The following is a 15902-nucleotide window of genomic DNA, read 5'->3' as shown; positions in this document are numbered from 1 at the left end:
CCTCGAAGCAAAGAGCTGTCACCGAAGGATGACGCTTACACCCCGTTCCTCGAAGATCTCCAGGAGGAGGTCGAACAGCACAACCTCGCGATCACCGGCGGGCACGCGCTCCGCCAACCGCGTCCGAGCCTCGGCAGAGAAGTCCCAGTGCAAAGTGAACGGAGTGGTCGCGCCCCAGCCGCCGACAAGGCAGTCGTCCAGAGCGTCCAGGTTCCAGCCGAAGTACCCGCCGGGCCCGTTGACGGCCTCACCGATCGCGCAGTAGAAGCTGTCTTGGTCGACGATGTGTCGGCCATCCAAGGTGAACACCTGGCCCGCAGGCGCATCGGGCTTCCCCTGGCGTTGGTACTCCCGGGACCACAGGGCCACCGACAGCCACGCGTGTCGGTCCCCGGGTGCGAGTTCGTGCCACATTCCGGTGTGGTTCAGGTGACCGGTGCGGACCAGCTCCCACGGTCGTTCCGCTCCGGGCAGTGCGTTCTCGCACCAGAGCGTCACCGTGAGGTCGACGAGGTCGGCACCACTGGCGGAGGGCTTGACGTCGATGACGGTGACCTCGTTGACGAAGTAGGACCCCATGGTGGCACCGTCACCGTCGAGGAGCTCGAACCAGGCGTTCCCCGCCACGGCACGACGACTGCCGACGTGGTCAACGCACCTAAGTAGGCCACCCTGCGGGAGGCAACCCGCGAGGTGCACTCGGCGCGCTCCTTCTTCATCTGGCAGGGGCGTGAACAACCCCTCGGCTTCGTGGGCGAAGCCCCAGAAGTCACTGTCGTCCTCGTCCGAGGTCAGCGCGTACTTCTGCCCCTCGCCGCCCCGCCCTGATGTTCGCATCGCACCCCCATTGAGAGCGCTGATCTTACCGACGCGTGGGGATCTGCCCTGCCGTCGCCGGCGCCGCCCCCTGACCCCATCCCATTCATCTCGGAGGCCCTTTGACGAGTCACATACCCGCCTTCACCCATGAGAGTGAAGTGCAGAGAAGCACCAAGAACCTAAAGCTCAAGCCCTTGGAGGAGTGGGTCGGCGACGATGAGGTGATCTCGTACGTGGCGATCCGCGCAGACGAGAACCGTCTTGGCTACGTAAGCACCAAGCCGAACATCAGCGCCGTCTTTCCGTTCCGCGAGGACGGTATCGACCGCGCCGGCGTAGATCGCATTCTCGACGAAGCTGGTACCGGTCTGCCGGCCTACTACGAGTGGCGCACGTGGTCGGGCTGTTACTTCTGCTTCTTCCAGCGCAAGCACGAGTGGGTCGGTCTCACCGCCACCCTGAGCTGTTCGAGAAGGCCATAGCGTACGAGGAAAAGGTCAACTACCGGCGTAACGCGATGCAGGGGCGGGAGTACACCTGGTCTCAGGGCGAGTCCCTGCACGAGCTGATCGAGCGCCGCGATGAGAGCGAGGCCAAGCACCAGGCGGCACTCGACCGCGCGGCCAAGCCTGTGAAGCCGAACCGTCCGCTACTCGAGATTCTCGCGGACGCCCACGACGAGGACGATGACGAGGCCGGCTGCGCCGTGTGGTGGTTCGAGCAGTCCACCGCCGCCGAGCTGACCGGTCTGCTCCTCACCAGTTCCAAGAAGCAGGCCGCTGCGCTCGAGCCCGGCCGCGTCGGTCTCCTCGACCGAGGGATGCCGATGCTAATCGCCGTGAGCGCGGCCACTGCCTCGGTCAAGGAAGACTCGTCCACCGCGGACGGCGTGGGCGAGGCGGGCACCATTCTTGCAACGGCCGACGACAGGGGAAGTTGCGGTGCTCCGTGTTGACGGACGGATCGTGTCGGCGGGGCTCCTCCTGATACGGTCATCTGTTCGCCGAGGAGGTCGTGATGACTGGATCCCTGCCCGTTGCTGCCCAGGTGGACCTGCGCCGTCAGCCTGTGGAAGACGTGCTGGAGCGCGTGGAGGAGGCCCTACAGGTGCGACTGGTTCGGGAGGCCCTGGTGCGCAAGCGCCGTTCCTTGGGGGGCCGTACGGAGCGGGGGACGTGGGTGCGTATCGAGCGGCGGGGATTCGAGCGGATCGGCCCGCAGGGCTGGAACGGGACCGAGGCCGCCGCCATGCTGCAAGGGGTCGCGATGCCCGAGTGGTACCAGGGCGTGGCATGGCGCGAGCCGGGTGAGCCGGTCATGTGGCGCGCGGAGGGTGTGGCCATCGGCAGTGGACAGGCCAGCGAGGGTCCGTTCGGGGTTGTGGAGGAGCACGGTGTCAGGTTCCCTGCCGAGCTCCCGGGCCGCACGCTCGACGGCCAGCCGTAGCCGGACCGGATCAAGGGAGTGCTCCGGTGCTTCTTGAACTCCTTCGGGGTCTCCTTGCTGTCGGCGACGTGCATCACCACGCCGACCTCGCGCATCCGCCCTCCGGCATGACGGCCTCGCGGCGCTCCAGCTCGGCCTCGATTGCCTTGGTGTAGGCGATCACCAGGCGCTGGTTGTAGGCCGCGACTTGAGCCTTCTGCCCCAGGGGCGCGACGTATGTGAGGAAGTGGTCGACGATGTCTCTGCACACGGCAGCCACGCGCTCGGGGTTGGAGAGGATCGTCTCGATGTGAGAAGCCTTCCCCGACAGGAAGACCTTCTCCTCCTCGTCCAGGCCCTCCGCTGTGGCCAGCTCGTCGAAGGCCTCGTCCAGGGCCTCCTTGTCGAGGTTGAAACCGACAGCTCGGCCTTCCACGATCACCGGCTTGGTGAACCCATCGGCGATGGACTGCTCCGGCGTGTACCGCGACATCACGAAGTCCGGATCGTCAGGGTCACCGAACAGCTTGAACGTCGAACGGTCCTTGTCCTGGATCGCAGTACCCGTCGCACCGAAGAACTTCCCGTTCGGCACCGCCGCGCGCCACGCGTCGCCGAGGGGGCTTCGTCACTACTACGAGCCGGTCCGCCAGCAGGTCCCGCATCGGTACTCGACCCCTCGCAGTTGCTTCTGCTTGGGGCACTCCCTCTTGCCGTCGCATCGCGGCGGGCGGTATCGGTACCTGCCTTCTCCTGTTCCGTACGGAAGCCGCAGACCGGGATCACGTCGCCTGCATGCCGGACACCGCCTGGCCAATAGACGGGCACCCGCCAGGCTCATCCCGGGATTTCGGGAACACCCCGGTTTGATGTCGTCTGATTTCGTTTCGACACGTCAGCAGCGATTCACTTGCGTTCGTCTTCCCGATCCCCACCTGACGCCTCGCAGGACGCCTTTTCCTCATCGCTCACCACGACGGTCATCAACCAACGCAGCATGAGGCGGTTTGAAGCCTCCCCCCGCAGGGCGACTTCGAAGGGCCACAAAACCTTCATCATCCGCACAGCACCACTCTTGGAAGCTGCCCTACTGTCAACTCCCCTTCGTGTTCAGGACGCAATCCCGGGCGAAATAGGCGGCTGCCCGGCGCGGATCTCGCGCTCCAGGCGCCACTCCTGCTCGGCCTTGAGCAGCCTGGCGTTCTCATCCCGCAACCGGGCCAGTTCCTCCGCCGCGCTGACACTGCCGTCGCGGCCCTCGGGCGTGGCCTGGGCCTCTTCCTTGCGTACCCACGTCCGCAGCGACTCCGCGGTGATACCGAGATCCGCCGCCACCGCCGCGTATGTCCGCTTCCCGGTCGCGGCGCGGTAGAGCGCGACCGCGTCCTTCCTGGACTCCTCCGGATACGGAGACTTACGTCCCACCTGGGCATCCCTTCCTGGACCATCAAGATCCATTGTCAGGGTGTCCACTCCAAAGGATCAGCCTCAGAGGTCGAGTACCTCGAGGGGTGGTCTTGCCGGTCTTGCGGTCGGTGCGCCGGCGCTTGATCTGGACAGCCTGGCGAGATCCAGGGAAGAGGAGGTTGTTCACGGTGGCAACCTTGATCCGGCGGATCTCCGAGCGGCCGTGGCCGACGCCCCGGGTGCGTCCCTGGAGAGGGATGTCTTTCCAGGGAAGGGACTTGAGCTGTCGGCACAGCTTCTTCTGGTTGCCCTTGACGATCACGATGTAGTGCGCCGCCCGGCCGAGGAGGTAGTCGGCATTCTCGCACTGGGTATGCATCGCGTCGCTGGTGACCACGACTCCGGCCAGGTCAGCGACGGTGTCCAGCAGCGGCTGGAAGCAGGTGATCTCGCTGTGCCAGGACAAGGCCGGTGGTGTGCTCCAGCGCGGCGAGCAGGTGGATCTTCCGCCCCCTCCCTTTGACCGCACCCCGCAGGCTCTTGCCGTCCACGGCCAGGCCGCGCATCCCGGCGGCCCCGGTCGTCTTCGGCCAGCGCTCTGCGAGCCAGCTCCCGACCGCTCGGTCCAGCGCGTCGCCGTCGACGTGGGCCAGCAGTCGGCGGACCGCCGTCTCGGCGGGCAGGACCCGCCTGGGCGAGAGTGGATCGGGGCGGACACCGACCTGTTGGAGCACGTACGTTGGGGGCATCGGCCGATCCACTCACCGACTGCCAGCAGTGAGGTCGCTCCGGCCAGCACCGCATACGCGGTGAGCGCGAGCACGGCAGCCAAGCGGTGGCGTATCCCGCGTGGATCACGCGGATCCGGGACCTCGGCCAGCCGCTCCAGCAGACCGGGGATCTCCTCGGGCACGACCTGCGGGTACTGGCGGAGTTGGTCAAGGGCAGGCGGGATCAGCGATGATGCGTCGGCAGGCACGGCCTTCCACTCGGATCACGGAACGTAGAGAACTCCATGATCTTGGAAGCCGTGCCTGTCGCGTTCCCGGGGCATCGCCGAACTGATAGATCATCACGAACCGGGCGTCACACCACTACGAAGCCGTGACCTCGCTGGCGGCCTACCCAACGGCCAGTCCGGTTAGGGAAGGGGCTGTCGGAAAAGGACCCGAACCACGGACACCTCGTCGGCGGCCTACTTCACTCGGGTCGGCGACTCGGGGAAACGGAACGACGGCAACGTCGTCACCGCGCCCCGAGTCGACCGCGCAACCTCAGCTCCACTCGTCCCCTCATTCCAGTTCTTGGGTTTCCTTCGATTCGCCCCAAGGATGCTGGCGGAATATTTGGTTCCGTAAGTGACTGCTTGCTTCACATGAAAAGGATGCTTAAGTTGTCGCCTACGATCCTGACTCGATCGTAGGTATCGCGGGCCTGGGGAGGCCTCGCATCACCGGGGGATCACGCGTGCACACCATCGACAGGCTTCGGCCTACACCGGCGCGAGCCTTAGCGCTCGCCGAAGGGGTCATGCCCTGTGGCGCTGACCCCAAGGCTGCCGCCACCCGGTAGTCGGTCGCCCCTGTCGCGACCGGAGGCCCCGGCCGTTCCCCGCTCCGGCCTCACACACAACACTCCCGGCACACCCGTTCCGGGCGTGCTCATCGAAACGGTTCAACCATGCATACGCTTATTCATCTGTCCGCAGTCGCGGGCACCCCGCCCCCGCGGAGAACGCCGTGAGACGTCCTGGAAGGGGCGTCGGCCGGTTCTGCGGCGTGCTCACAGTGCTGGCCCTCGCCCTCACCGCTGCGCCCGCGGTCCCGGTTTCCGCGACCCCCGCCCCCGCGCAGGTGGCAGGCACGCCCTCCGAACTCGCGCTCGTCGAGGCCTTCAACACCGGGCAGCGGGTCGAGGTCGCAGAGGAACGCACGGAGCGGGACACCGTCTACGCCAACCCTGACGGCAAGACGTTCACCTTGGAGAAGGCGATCGCCCCGGTCCGGGTGAATGCCGGCAACGGTTGGACGAAGCCCGACCCGACACTGGTCACGAGGGCCGACGGCACGGTCGGGCCGAAGGCCGCCGCTGTCGACATCTCGTTCTCCGCCGGCGGCCCGGGTGCGGACCTGGTGACCATCGGCGAGAACGGCCGCAGCGTGTCGCTGGGTTGGCCGGGCGAGTTGCCCGCTCCGAGGCTGGAGGGCAGTCGGGCGGTGTACGAGAACGTACGTCCCGACGTGAACCTCATCCTGACGGCGACCGTCGAGGGGTTCCGGCAAGTCCTGGAGGTCGAGACGCTCAAGGCCGCGGCCGACCCGGCCCTGAGCACCATCGAGTACGCCCTCAACGCCGAGGGACTGGCCGTCCGTCCGGGTGCCGCGGGCAGCATGGAGGCCGTGGACGCCAACGGGCAGGTTCTGTTCCGTTCGCCCAGCGCTCAGATGTGGAACTCGGCAGGCGACGCCGACCCTGCGCACGCCGGCCCGGCACGTGCTTCCGCGTCCGTCGCGAAGAGGTCAGCCGCCGCCGTCCCGGCGGTGCTGCACTCCCAGGAGCCGGTGCCGGTGGCGCCGCCCGAGGAGGGCGACCCGCTCAGCGGACCGGGTTCCGGCGACGAGGCCGCGGTCATGCGGGTCGCGGTGGCCGAGGACTCCGTGAAGGTGGTTCCCGACTCGGCCCTGATCGCTCGTACGACCGAGGCCGAACTGCCACTCTACATTGACCCTTCGGTGGAGCTGAACGAGTCCGAGCGCACGGTGCTGTCCTCGGACGGCGACGTGTTCTACAACTTCGACGGCGGCACCAACGGCATGAGTGTCGGTAGGTGCGGCACCGCCGTCATCGGCGGCGTGTCGTACTACTGCGGCAACGGCTACACGAACCGCATGTACTTCGAGTTCGCCCCGGACAAGCTCAAGGGCAAGCACGTCCTCGACGCCACCTTCAAGGTCACCGAAACCTGGTCGTTCTCCTGTGACGCCCGCTGGGTCGACCTGGAGCGGACCAACAACATCTCCTCCGCGACCAAATGGCCGGGGCCGGCCGTCCTGGACCAGATGGGCGACCGTCATGTCTCCGCCGGCCGCGGCTCCGCCTGTTCACCGTCGCAGCCCAAGGCGCCCATCGCCTTCAACGACAACCCTGAGGAGACGGACGAGAACCTGACGCCCACCGTCCGGGACTTCGCCGCCGGGAAGTTTCCCCGCCTCACCCTGATGCTGATGGCGAAGGACGAGAAGGACACCGTCTCCTGGAAGCGCTTCGACGACGACGCCGTCCTCGTGGTCAGCTACGTCAGCAAGCCCGCCACCCCCACCGAGTACGGCATCAGGTCCGGCGCCGGCCGCGTGTGCAGCACCAACGAGGGGCAGCCCTCCGTTCTGACCGACCCGACGCCCGACCTGCTGGCCACACCCGAGACAGCGGTCGGCGGCGAGGCAGAGGGCAGGCTGCGCGTGTACTTCGACGTCGACGTGAAGAACGGGACGACCTGGGCGGACGCTCCGCAGCCGGCCAGCGGCTCCGTCAAGCCGAGCCCCGGATACGCGGCGTACAGCAGCACGGCGAAGAACTTCCCCGCGCAGACGAAGACCTGGGACAACCCGCTCGTCGACGGCAAGCTGTACCGCTACAACGCCTTCACCTACTCGCTGTACAACAGCGACTCGACGCAACTGGTCAGCTCAGCCACGCCCTGGTGCTACTTCACGGTGGACAGCAAGGCGCCCCGGAAACCCACGCTGAGTTCCTGGACCGTCTACAGCGAGTGCGTCTCCGGCGGATCCTGCACTCCGGGCGGGGCCCCGGGGAAGGCCGGCACCGTGCTGTTCGGGCCGGGCGCCGGAGAGACCACGCCCAACACCGGCTATCGCTACCGCCTCTCCACGACCGCCACCTGGTCGGCGTGGATGAGCGGCACCACCTACCGGGCCACGATCACCCCGCCCTCCTCCGGCACCAAACTGCTGCACGTCCAGGCGAAGTCGGCCGCCTATCCGCTCGGCGGCGAGGAGCAGATCGTCCGGTTCCTGGTCGCCGAAGGTCCCAAGGCGATCGCACGCTGGAGTTTTGACGAGAAGTCCGGTGTCGCCGTCGACGCGACCGCCACCGATCCGGCGCTGCGCAACGACCTGACCCTGACCGGTGCCGTCCGTACCCCCGACGGGCGCCGCGGCGAGGTCGTCAAGACTGCGGCGAGCGGAACCGTGCCGGAGGTCCGCGGCCCGGACCAGGCGCTCCGCACCGGCGCGACGGCGTCCGCCTCGACCACCAGGCCGGTCCTGGAGACGGCGGCCTCGTACACCGTTTCCGCCTGGGTCCGGCTGGAGGAGGGTGGCCGCAACCGTACCGTCGCAGGTCAGGACGGCACCCATCACAGCGCCTTCTTCCTCAGTTACTGCGCGGCCGTGGACACCTGGTGCGCCCGTCTCGCGGCAGCCGACGCGGCCACCACCGACCTGGAGGGTCAGCGCGTCAACGCCCAGGCATCCGCCCAGCTAAATGTCTGGACGCACTTGGCGATGGTCGCCGACCACGAGAAGAACGTCCTGTCCCTCTATGTGAACGGCCAGTTGCAGGGCACCGACGCGATCACCACCAACTGGCCCTCGAGCGGAGGCTTCCAGGTCGGCCGGGCTAAGTATCGCGGCGCCTACGTCGACCAGTTCCCTGGACAGATCGACGAGATGACGGTGTGGCAGGCGGCGAAGTCTGCCGAGGAAATCGCCACCGAGGCTCGGCTCCTCGACGGCCCTGACGGCACCGGGCTACCCCATCTCGAACTGGTCGCCGACCTCAACCCCTCAGGTGCCTCCGGCAGCGTCCTGCGGGACACCACCAGCAACTATGGCCAGGCCCTGACCCTGGGCAGCGGTGCCGTGCTGGACGGCTCCGCCGTCGTCCTGGACGGCACCGGCGGCGGGGATCTCGCCACGCAGGTGGTCGACCCGACGGGTTCGTTCACGGTCTCCGTGGAGGCCCTCGTCGACGGCGCCGCACTGGCCGGCAAGCCCAACGGCCACAAGGCGCAGATCGTCTCCCAGCGGACCGCGACCGGCACGTCCTGGGGCCTGTGGTTCGAGAAGACCAGCGTCGACACCACCGGTCACGAGGTGGTCGACGAGAACGGCGACCCGGTGATCGACGAGGAGACCGGGCAGCCTGTGTCCGAGACCTGGGCGCTCGGCCGGTGGCACTTCGGCCGGGTGAACACCGACGGTACGACGGTGTCCGTGCAGAGTCAGGAGACGGCGGTCCTCGGCACCGAGGTCCAGTTGACCGGTGCCTACGACGCGCAGTCGCAGACGGTCAGCCTCTTCCTCGTCGACCGCCAGGGCGTGCCCACCGCCTTCACGGCACAGGCCGGAACCGGCGTCCTCACGGTCGGCAAGGGCTGGACCGGATCCGACTGGGGCAGCCGTCTGCCGGGCCGCATCACGCAGCTGAGGCTCTGGGCGGGCGCCGTCCACAACGCCCAGCAGAAGACCGCGGTCGTCGGCGACTGAGCCTTTCGCACGCCACCGAGGGTGCGGGCCGCTGGCCCGCGCCCCGCGGAGCGGTCCCGGCTCCCTCCTCAACCCGCCAGGGAGCCGGGGCCCCGCATCCCTTCGGAGAAGAAAGCACATCGTGATAAGAACACCTTTGTCGGGACACCGGCGCCGGACGCGGAGCCTTCCGCTGCTCGGGGCCATCGTCCTGTCCCTGGCCGCTCCCAACGCCGTGCCGGCGGCTGCGGCCGACCTTCCGGGCGCTCCGCCGTCCGCCGACTCCCGGGTCAGCCGTGTCAGTCCCGTCGTCGGCCAGGGCGCACACCAGGCTCGTGCCAGGGTCGCCCGGGAGAAGCAGGCCAACCGGCAGCTCGTCGAGAGCGCAGAGGCCGAGCGGCGGGCGGCCTGGCCGACCGCCAGCACCGTCTCGGACCCCCTCGGATCCAGCACGTCCGGGCGGATCGTCGATGTCCGCGGCAGCGTTGTGAAGTCCGGTAACGGCAAGCGGGCGACGGCTTCCTCCGGCTCCGGGCCCGCCGCGTCGGACGTGGCCACCGTCTCCGTCCTCGACCAGCGGGCCGCGAGCCGTGCCGGTGTGACCGGTGTCCTGTTCACCGTGGGCGGCGGGCGGCCCGGCCGGGCCGGCGTGACGGTGGACTACAGCTCCTTCGCCTCGGCCGTCGGCGGCAACTGGTCCGGACGGCTCGGCCTGGTGCAGCTCCCGGACTGTGCGCTGACCACGCCGGAGAAGGCGGCCTGCCGGGTCCCGGTCGAGCTGCCGTCCGCGAATGACCCCGTACGGCAGAAGGTCACCGCGGACACCGTGCTCACCGCACGCTCCGCCCCGATGGTGATGGCGGTGACCGCCACCTCGGGCGGGGAGTCTGCGACTGGTGGCGGCGACATGACAGCCACTCCGCTCACCCCGTCGGCGACCTGGGAAGCCGGGGCTTCCTCCGGTTCCTTTGCCTGGAACTACCCGCTGACCCTGCCGCCGTCCCCGGCCGGTCCCGTCCCTCCGCTGAGCCTCGCCTATGACTCGGGCAGCATCGACGGCCGGACGGCGAACACGAACAACCAGGGCTCGCTGATCGGTGAAGGCTTCTCGCTGACCGAGTCCTACATCGAGCGCAAGTACGGCAGCTGCGAGGATGACGGCCAGAAGGACAAGTCCGATCAGTGCTGGAAATACGAGAACGCCACCCTCGTCCTGAACGGCACGGCCAACGAGCTGGTCAAGGATGACGCCTCCGGCACGTGGCGGCTGAAGAACGACGACGCCTCCCTGGTAGTCCACGAGACCGGCGCCGACAACGGCGACGACGGTGACGACAAGGCTGCGGGGAAGGGCGACGGGAAGGGCGAGCACTGGAAGGTCACCACCGGTGACGGCACCACGTACACCTTCGGCCTGAACAAGCTTCCCGGCGCCGGGGCCGAGCGCACCGAGTCGGTGTGGACGGTGCCGGTGTTCGGCGACGACAGCGGCGAGCCTGGGTACACGGCGGGCGCTGCTTTCGGGGATCGCGCGAAGACCCAGGCCTGGAGGTGGAACCTGGATCTGGTGCAGGACGTCCACGGGAACGCCTCGACGTACTGGTACGCCAAGGAGCTGAACCACTACGCGAAGAACGGCGACAAGACCAAGCTCGCCGACTACGTACGCGGCGGTCACCCCACGGAGATCCGCTACGGGCAGCGGGCTGGCGCCCTGTTCACCGGCAAGCCGGCCGCCCGCGTGGTCTTCTCGTACAAGGAGCGCTGCACGGCCGCCACATGCGCCGAGCTGACCAAGGACACCGCCGACAACTGGCCGGACGTGCCCTTCGACTCGATCTGCGCAGCGACCGCCAAGGACTGCCTGAGCACCGGCCCGCACTTCTTCTCACGCATGCGGCTGGTCAAGGTCGAGACCCAGTCGTGGTCGACCGCGGCCGAGCCCGACGCGTTCAAGCCGGTCGACTCGTACGCGTTCACGCAGGAGTTTTTCGACGGCCAGGACATCGGCAACAGCTCGGACCAGGTCCTCACGCTCACGAAGCTGCACCGCACGGGTCTCAACGGCAGCCCCGCCGTCGAGTTGCCCCCGGTGGGCTTCACCTACCAGCAGCGGCCTAATCGCGTCGAAGGCGGCACTCAGCCGGGCGGCGCGAACATCCTGCCGCTGACCCGACCCCGGATCTCCACCATCACGGCGGAGTCCGGCTCGATCACCACAGTCGCGCTGTCGAACCCCGAGTGCGTGCGTGGCACCAGGATGCCGGCCGCCGAGGACGACAACGCCCTGTCCTGCTACCCGGTGTACTGGCCGATCAACGGCGGCGACCCGGCCCTCGACTGGTTCCACAAGTACCGGGTCCTCGCCGTCAGCACCAGCGACCCTGCGGCGAAGAACCCCGCCGTCGAACTGGGCTACGAGTACGCCAAGGCCGGCTGGCACTACAACGACGACCCGTTCACCGAGGAGAAGGAGCGCACGTGGTCGAACTGGCGCGGCTACCAGCAGGTCACCACGTACACCGGTGAACCGGGCAGCATCCGTGGCAAGTCCGTGCGGCTGTTCATGCAGGGCATGCATGGCGACCGGCGCAAGGACGGCAGCAGTCGCACGGCGACCGTGACCCCCGTTCCCGTCCCCTCGGCGACCCTCGCCGCGGCCGACGACCACGATCAGTACGCCGGACAGCTCCGGCAGGAGATCACCTACGACGGGGCCACCCCGATCGCGTTCACCTTCAACAACCTATGGTCCAAGGAGACGGCCAGCCAACAGAAGTCCTACGCGCACTCCAGGGCCCACTTCGTCCGGACGGCGCGCAGCTACGAGTACACCTGGCTCACCGCTGCGAAGAAGTGGCGGACCACGGCGTCGACGAACACCTACGACGGCACCTACGGCATGATCACCAAGGTCGAGAACCACGGTGACTGGTCGTTCACCGGCGACGAGACCTGCACCCGCACCTGGTACGCCCGCAACACCGGCAAGGGCTTGACCTCGCTGGTCTCCCGGACCCGTACCGTCGGCAAGCCATGCGCGGACTCCGACGACAAACTGTCCCTGCCGACGAGCACGGCCACGCGCGGCGATGTGCTGTCCGACGCGGCCACCGTCTTCGACAACCCGGCCGCCACCGCCTGGACGGCGTCCCAGACCCCGACGCTCGGCTTGCCCACCTGGACCGGCCAGCCCACCGGATACCCGGCCGCGAACGGCACCGCCGACCGCAACCCCGGAGCGGGATCCTGGCAGACGGTCGTCACCACCCAGTTCGACACCGACACCGACACCGCCGGCCTCGGCCGACCGCTGAAGTCCACCGACGGCAAGGGCAACGCCACCACCACCGCCTACTATCCAGCGGCCGGCGGCCCGGTGACCGGCGTCATCGTCACCCACCCCAAGCTGGCCTCCAACGGCCAGGCCCACAAGTCGTACACCTACTTCGACCCGGCCCGCGGGTCGGTCAGTTACACCCTCGACGCCAATCTCAAGAGGACCGAGTACACCCGCGACGCCCTCGGCCGTACCACTGCCGTCTGGCTGCCCAACCGGTCCAAGGCCGCCGGTGACAGCCCGAGCGGCTCCTTTACCTACAAGCTCAGCCAGACCACACCGTCGTGGACCTCGGTGGCGCAGCTCAAGGCGGACGGGGTCGGCTACCGCACCAGCTACACCCTCTACGACTCGTTGCTGCGGAAGATCCAGACCCAGACCCCCGGAGTCAACGGCGGCCGGATCCTGACGGACACCCGCTACGACGCGCGGGGCCTGGCCGTGGTCACGCAGGCGGACGCGTTCGACAGCGCCAAGGCGCCCAACAGCAGCTACTACGGCATCGAAAACGCCCAGGCGCCGGTCCAGAACGACATGGTGTACGACGGCGCGGGCCGGGTAGTGAAAACCGCCCTGTCCTCCTGGGGCACCAAGAAGTGGGACACCCGCACCACGTACACCGGCGACTCGGTGGCCACGACCGCCGTTCAGGGCGGCACCGCCTCGCGGGTCATCACCGACGCGCTCGGCCGTACCGCGGAGACCCGGACCTACGCGGGTCCGCAGCCGGACGACAAACAGTACGGTGCCACGACCGCGGCCCCGTACACCCGGGTGACGCACACCTACGCCCGTGACGGCAAGCCGCTGACCGTCACCGGCCCCGACGGCTCGACCTGGTCTCACACCTACGACCTGTACGGGCGGGAGGTGTCCAGCACCGACCCGGACACCGGCACCATCACCACCGGTTACACCGCTCTCGATCAGGTCGACCACACCAAGGACGCCGAGGGGCATCTGATCCTCTTCGGCTACGACGAGCTCGGCCGCAAGACCGACATGTGGCACACCAGCCGCACGGACGTCAACAAGCTCGCCAAGTGGACCTTCGACGGCCTGCTGAAGGGCCTGCCCGACAAGTCCGTCCGCTACGAGAACGGTGTGAACCAGGCAGGCAGCAAGGAGTACACCAAGACCGTCACCGCGTACGACACAGTCGGCCGGGCGACGGCCACCTCCCTCACACTGCCCGCCTCCGATCCGCTGGTCACCTCCGGTGCCGTCACCGAGACCGTCGCCCTGGGCACCGCCTACCGGCTCGACGGAACGCTCAACAACGTCAAGGAGCCGGCTGCCGGCGGGCTGCCCGCCGAGACGGTCGAGACGCTCTACAACGACGCTGGCCTGCCCACTCAGCTCTCCGGGCTCTCCGGTTACCTGCTGGGCGCCGACTACTCGGCCACCGGGCAGGTCCACCAGCTGGAGCTGGGGACCTCGGCCGCGGCCAAGCGGATCTTCCTCTCCCGCACCTACGAGCCCGGCACCGGCCGGATGCTCGCCTCCGCCACCGACGACCAGACCCGCGGTCCCGTGCAGGACCTCCAGTACGCCTACGACCAAGCGGGCAATGTCACCTCCATCCACGACCGGGCCGACACGGGCACTGGCGGCGACTACCAGTGCTTCGGCTACGACGGGCTGCGCCGCCTGACCGAGGCCTGGACCCCGAAGACGGCCGACTGCTCGACGGCCGGACGCACCGCGGCCAACCTCGGCGGCCCCGCTCCGTACTGGAGCGGCTTCACCTACAACACCTCCGGGCAGCGGGCCACGGAGACCCGCGGCGGGGCCGACCCGGTCACCTCCACGTACTGCTACGACACAACCCGCCGGCACGCCCTGAAGGCGGTCGTCCGCTCCACCGCGCCCGACGCCTGCGCGTCGGCGGCGGCCCAGTACACCTACGACGACTCCGGACGCACGGAGAGCCGTGCCGAGAGTGCCGCCTCGACGGTCCGCCAGTCGCTCCTGTGGAACCACGAGGGCCGGCTGGGCAAGCTCACCGAGGGCGGCACCTCCACGGGCTACGTGTACGACGCCGACGGCACCCTGCTGATCCGCCGTGACAACGCGGCCGCCGGCGAGTCGGTGCTGTACCTGGGGAACACCGAGGTGCACCTCAAGTCCGGGAAGAAGTGGGCCAACCGGTACTACACGGCGGGCACCAGCACCGTGGCCGTGCGCACCAACCAGTCGGGCAGCGAGAAGCTGACCTTCCTGTCGGTCGATCATCACGGCACGGGCCACGTCGCGATCTCCGCGGACAGCGCCCAGGCCCTCAGCAAGCGGTACACCACGCCGTTCGGCGCCCAGCGCGGCAGCGACACCGGGGCCTGGCCCGACGACAAGGGGTTCCTCGGCAAGTCGGCGGACGCCGGGACTGGACTGACGCAGGTCGGGGCACGTCAGTACGACCCCTCCATCGGGCAGTTCATCAGCGTGGACCCGAACCTGACGCTGGAGCAGCACCAGTCGCTCAACGGCTACGGCTACGCCAACAACAACCCCACCACGCTCAGCGACCCCTCCGGTCTCGCGGTGCCAGAGTGCAGGACCGGCGAGATCTCCTGCACCGGAGGCATCCCGGACATCCTCCTGGACCGCAAGGCGACGTCGAACCCGCCGCCTCACCGCGGCACGAACTACAACACCGGCCGTGGCCGGGCCGGCCACCCCCCGGCGGGCGCGCCCCGCTACGAGCGCTACCTGGAGCAGCTGCTCTTCTCCAACGCGGAGATCGCCGCCAAGCTCCGCAAGGAGCGGGTCAACCAGATCCTCGACGGGGACTGGGACCTCCACAACTACCTGGAAGAGGAGATCGAGGACATCGACGAGGACCTCTGCCGCAGGGGCGCGCGGGACGGCTGCGGCGCGGCCAACCTGGCGCACGACCTCCTGGAGATGATGGGACCCTCGCGCAGCGACGTGGAAAAGATCATGGAGCGGATCGACGAGTCCTGGAAGCGCAAGAACAAGCAGGGCGAGGAGGGATTCGGGTTCGACGACCCCGCCGAGTTCCAGATCGCGCTGACCCTGGCGATCCACGGACACAATGTGATGTCCCGGAACGACGACCAGCTCGCGCCGCATGCCGGTGATGCCTGGGTGGACGACAAGCGGGCCGACTTCAAGGCTATGACCAGTACGCGTGACGACGGTCTTCGCGACCACTTGAAGAAGGCCGACCGAAAGCAGCAGGTCGACCTGGCCGTGATCGATCTTCGCAAGGGCGGCATGGACGAGAAGACGGCGAACAAGGGCATCGACGACTTCAAGCGCAGCAACACGCATATCCAACGCGTCATCGTCTTCGGGCGCGGATACATGCTCGACCTGGACGTCAAGTAGGCACGTGGCTCCTGTCGGCGGGGTGCCGGGACTCCCGGCACCCCGCCGATCGTTCACGTGGATACTTCCGAGGC

Annotated in this window: 8 protein-coding genes and 4 pseudogenes; 5 read left to right on the top strand and 7 right to left on the bottom strand. The window is 68.3% G+C overall.

What is annotated here, in order from left to right:
• Window positions 1-18: 18 nt before the first annotated feature.
• On the bottom strand, window positions 19-627 hold the full coding sequence (locus OG276_RS32375) for a barstar family protein (protein WP_266910736.1): 609 nt from the start codon (window positions 625-627) through the stop codon (window positions 19-21).
• A 350-nt stretch (window positions 628-977) separates the two neighbouring features.
• On the opposite strand from OG276_RS32375, the gene OG276_RS32370 reads away from it, so the two are divergent.
• The 3 genes and pseudogenes from OG276_RS32370 to OG276_RS32360 all read left to right on the top strand — a co-directional run.
• Window positions 978-1301, top strand: coding sequence for a hypothetical protein (locus OG276_RS32370; RefSeq protein ID WP_266910734.1), 324 nt, complete (start codon window positions 978-980; stop codon window positions 1299-1301).
• Window positions 1256-1774, top strand: coding sequence for a hypothetical protein (locus OG276_RS32365; RefSeq protein ID WP_266910732.1), 519 nt, complete (start codon window positions 1256-1258; stop codon window positions 1772-1774). The genes OG276_RS32370 and OG276_RS32365 overlap by 46 nt, the downstream gene beginning before the upstream one ends.
• Before the next feature lie 62 nt (window positions 1775-1836).
• A pseudogene (locus OG276_RS32360) lies at window positions 1837-2151 on the top strand (hypothetical protein); the annotation flags it as partial.
• Between the two features lie 30 nt (window positions 2152-2181).
• On the opposite strand, the pseudogene OG276_RS32355 reads toward OG276_RS32360, so the two are convergent.
• The 6 genes and pseudogenes from OG276_RS32355 to OG276_RS32330 form a co-directional block, all read right to left on the bottom strand.
• Window positions 2182-2289: pseudogene (locus OG276_RS32355) on the bottom strand (aldo/keto reductase); the annotation flags it as partial.
• A gap of 49 nt (window positions 2290-2338) precedes the next feature.
• Entirely contained in the window at window positions 2339-2839 is a 501-nt protein-coding gene (locus OG276_RS32350; RefSeq protein ID WP_266910730.1) for a hypothetical protein, read from the bottom strand.
• Window positions 2840-3365: 526 nt separating this feature from the next.
• Window positions 3366-3669: pseudogene (locus tag OG276_RS32345) on the bottom strand (transposase); the annotation flags it as partial.
• A gap of 22 nt (window positions 3670-3691) precedes the next feature.
• Window positions 3692-4117, bottom strand: coding sequence for a hypothetical protein (locus tag OG276_RS32340; protein ID WP_266913460.1), 426 nt, complete (start codon window positions 4115-4117; stop codon window positions 3692-3694).
• Entirely contained in the window at window positions 4062-4400 is a 339-nt protein-coding gene (locus OG276_RS32335; protein WP_266913458.1) for a hypothetical protein, read from the bottom strand. Before OG276_RS32335 ends, OG276_RS32340 begins: the two co-directional genes overlap by 56 nt.
• A gap of 56 nt (window positions 4401-4456) precedes the next feature.
• Window positions 4457-4564: pseudogene (locus OG276_RS32330) on the bottom strand (hypothetical protein); the annotation flags it as partial.
• Between the two features lie 865 nt (window positions 4565-5429).
• Here OG276_RS32330 and OG276_RS32325 point away from each other — a divergent pair.
• Both OG276_RS32325 and OG276_RS32320 read left to right on the top strand, forming a co-directional pair.
• Window positions 5430-9158 (top strand): LamG domain-containing protein, encoded by a 3729-nt coding sequence (locus OG276_RS32325; protein WP_266910728.1) that lies wholly within the window; start codon window positions 5430-5432, stop codon window positions 9156-9158.
• A 121-nt stretch (window positions 9159-9279) separates the two neighbouring features.
• The gene (locus tag OG276_RS32320) at window positions 9280-15828 is read left to right on the top strand and encodes an RHS repeat-associated core domain-containing protein (protein ID WP_266910726.1); all 6549 of its coding nucleotides are present in this window, start codon (window positions 9280-9282) and stop codon (window positions 15826-15828) included.
• Window positions 15829-15902: the final 74 nt, after the last annotated feature.

Origin of the sequence: Streptomyces sp. NBC_00086 (assembly GCF_026343255.1) — a bacterium.
Lineage (GTDB): Bacteria > Actinomycetota > Actinomycetes > Streptomycetales > Streptomycetaceae > Streptomyces.
Note: the sequence above shows the minus strand (reverse complement) of the source record. Positions and strands in the feature narration are given on the sequence as shown.

What these genes read in the sequence shown, in the direction of transcription:
- OG276_RS32335 (WP_266913458.1), bottom strand. Translation starts at nt 4,400, where the DNA reads ATGCCCCCAACGTACGTGCTCCAACAGGTCGGTGTCCGCCCCGATCCA.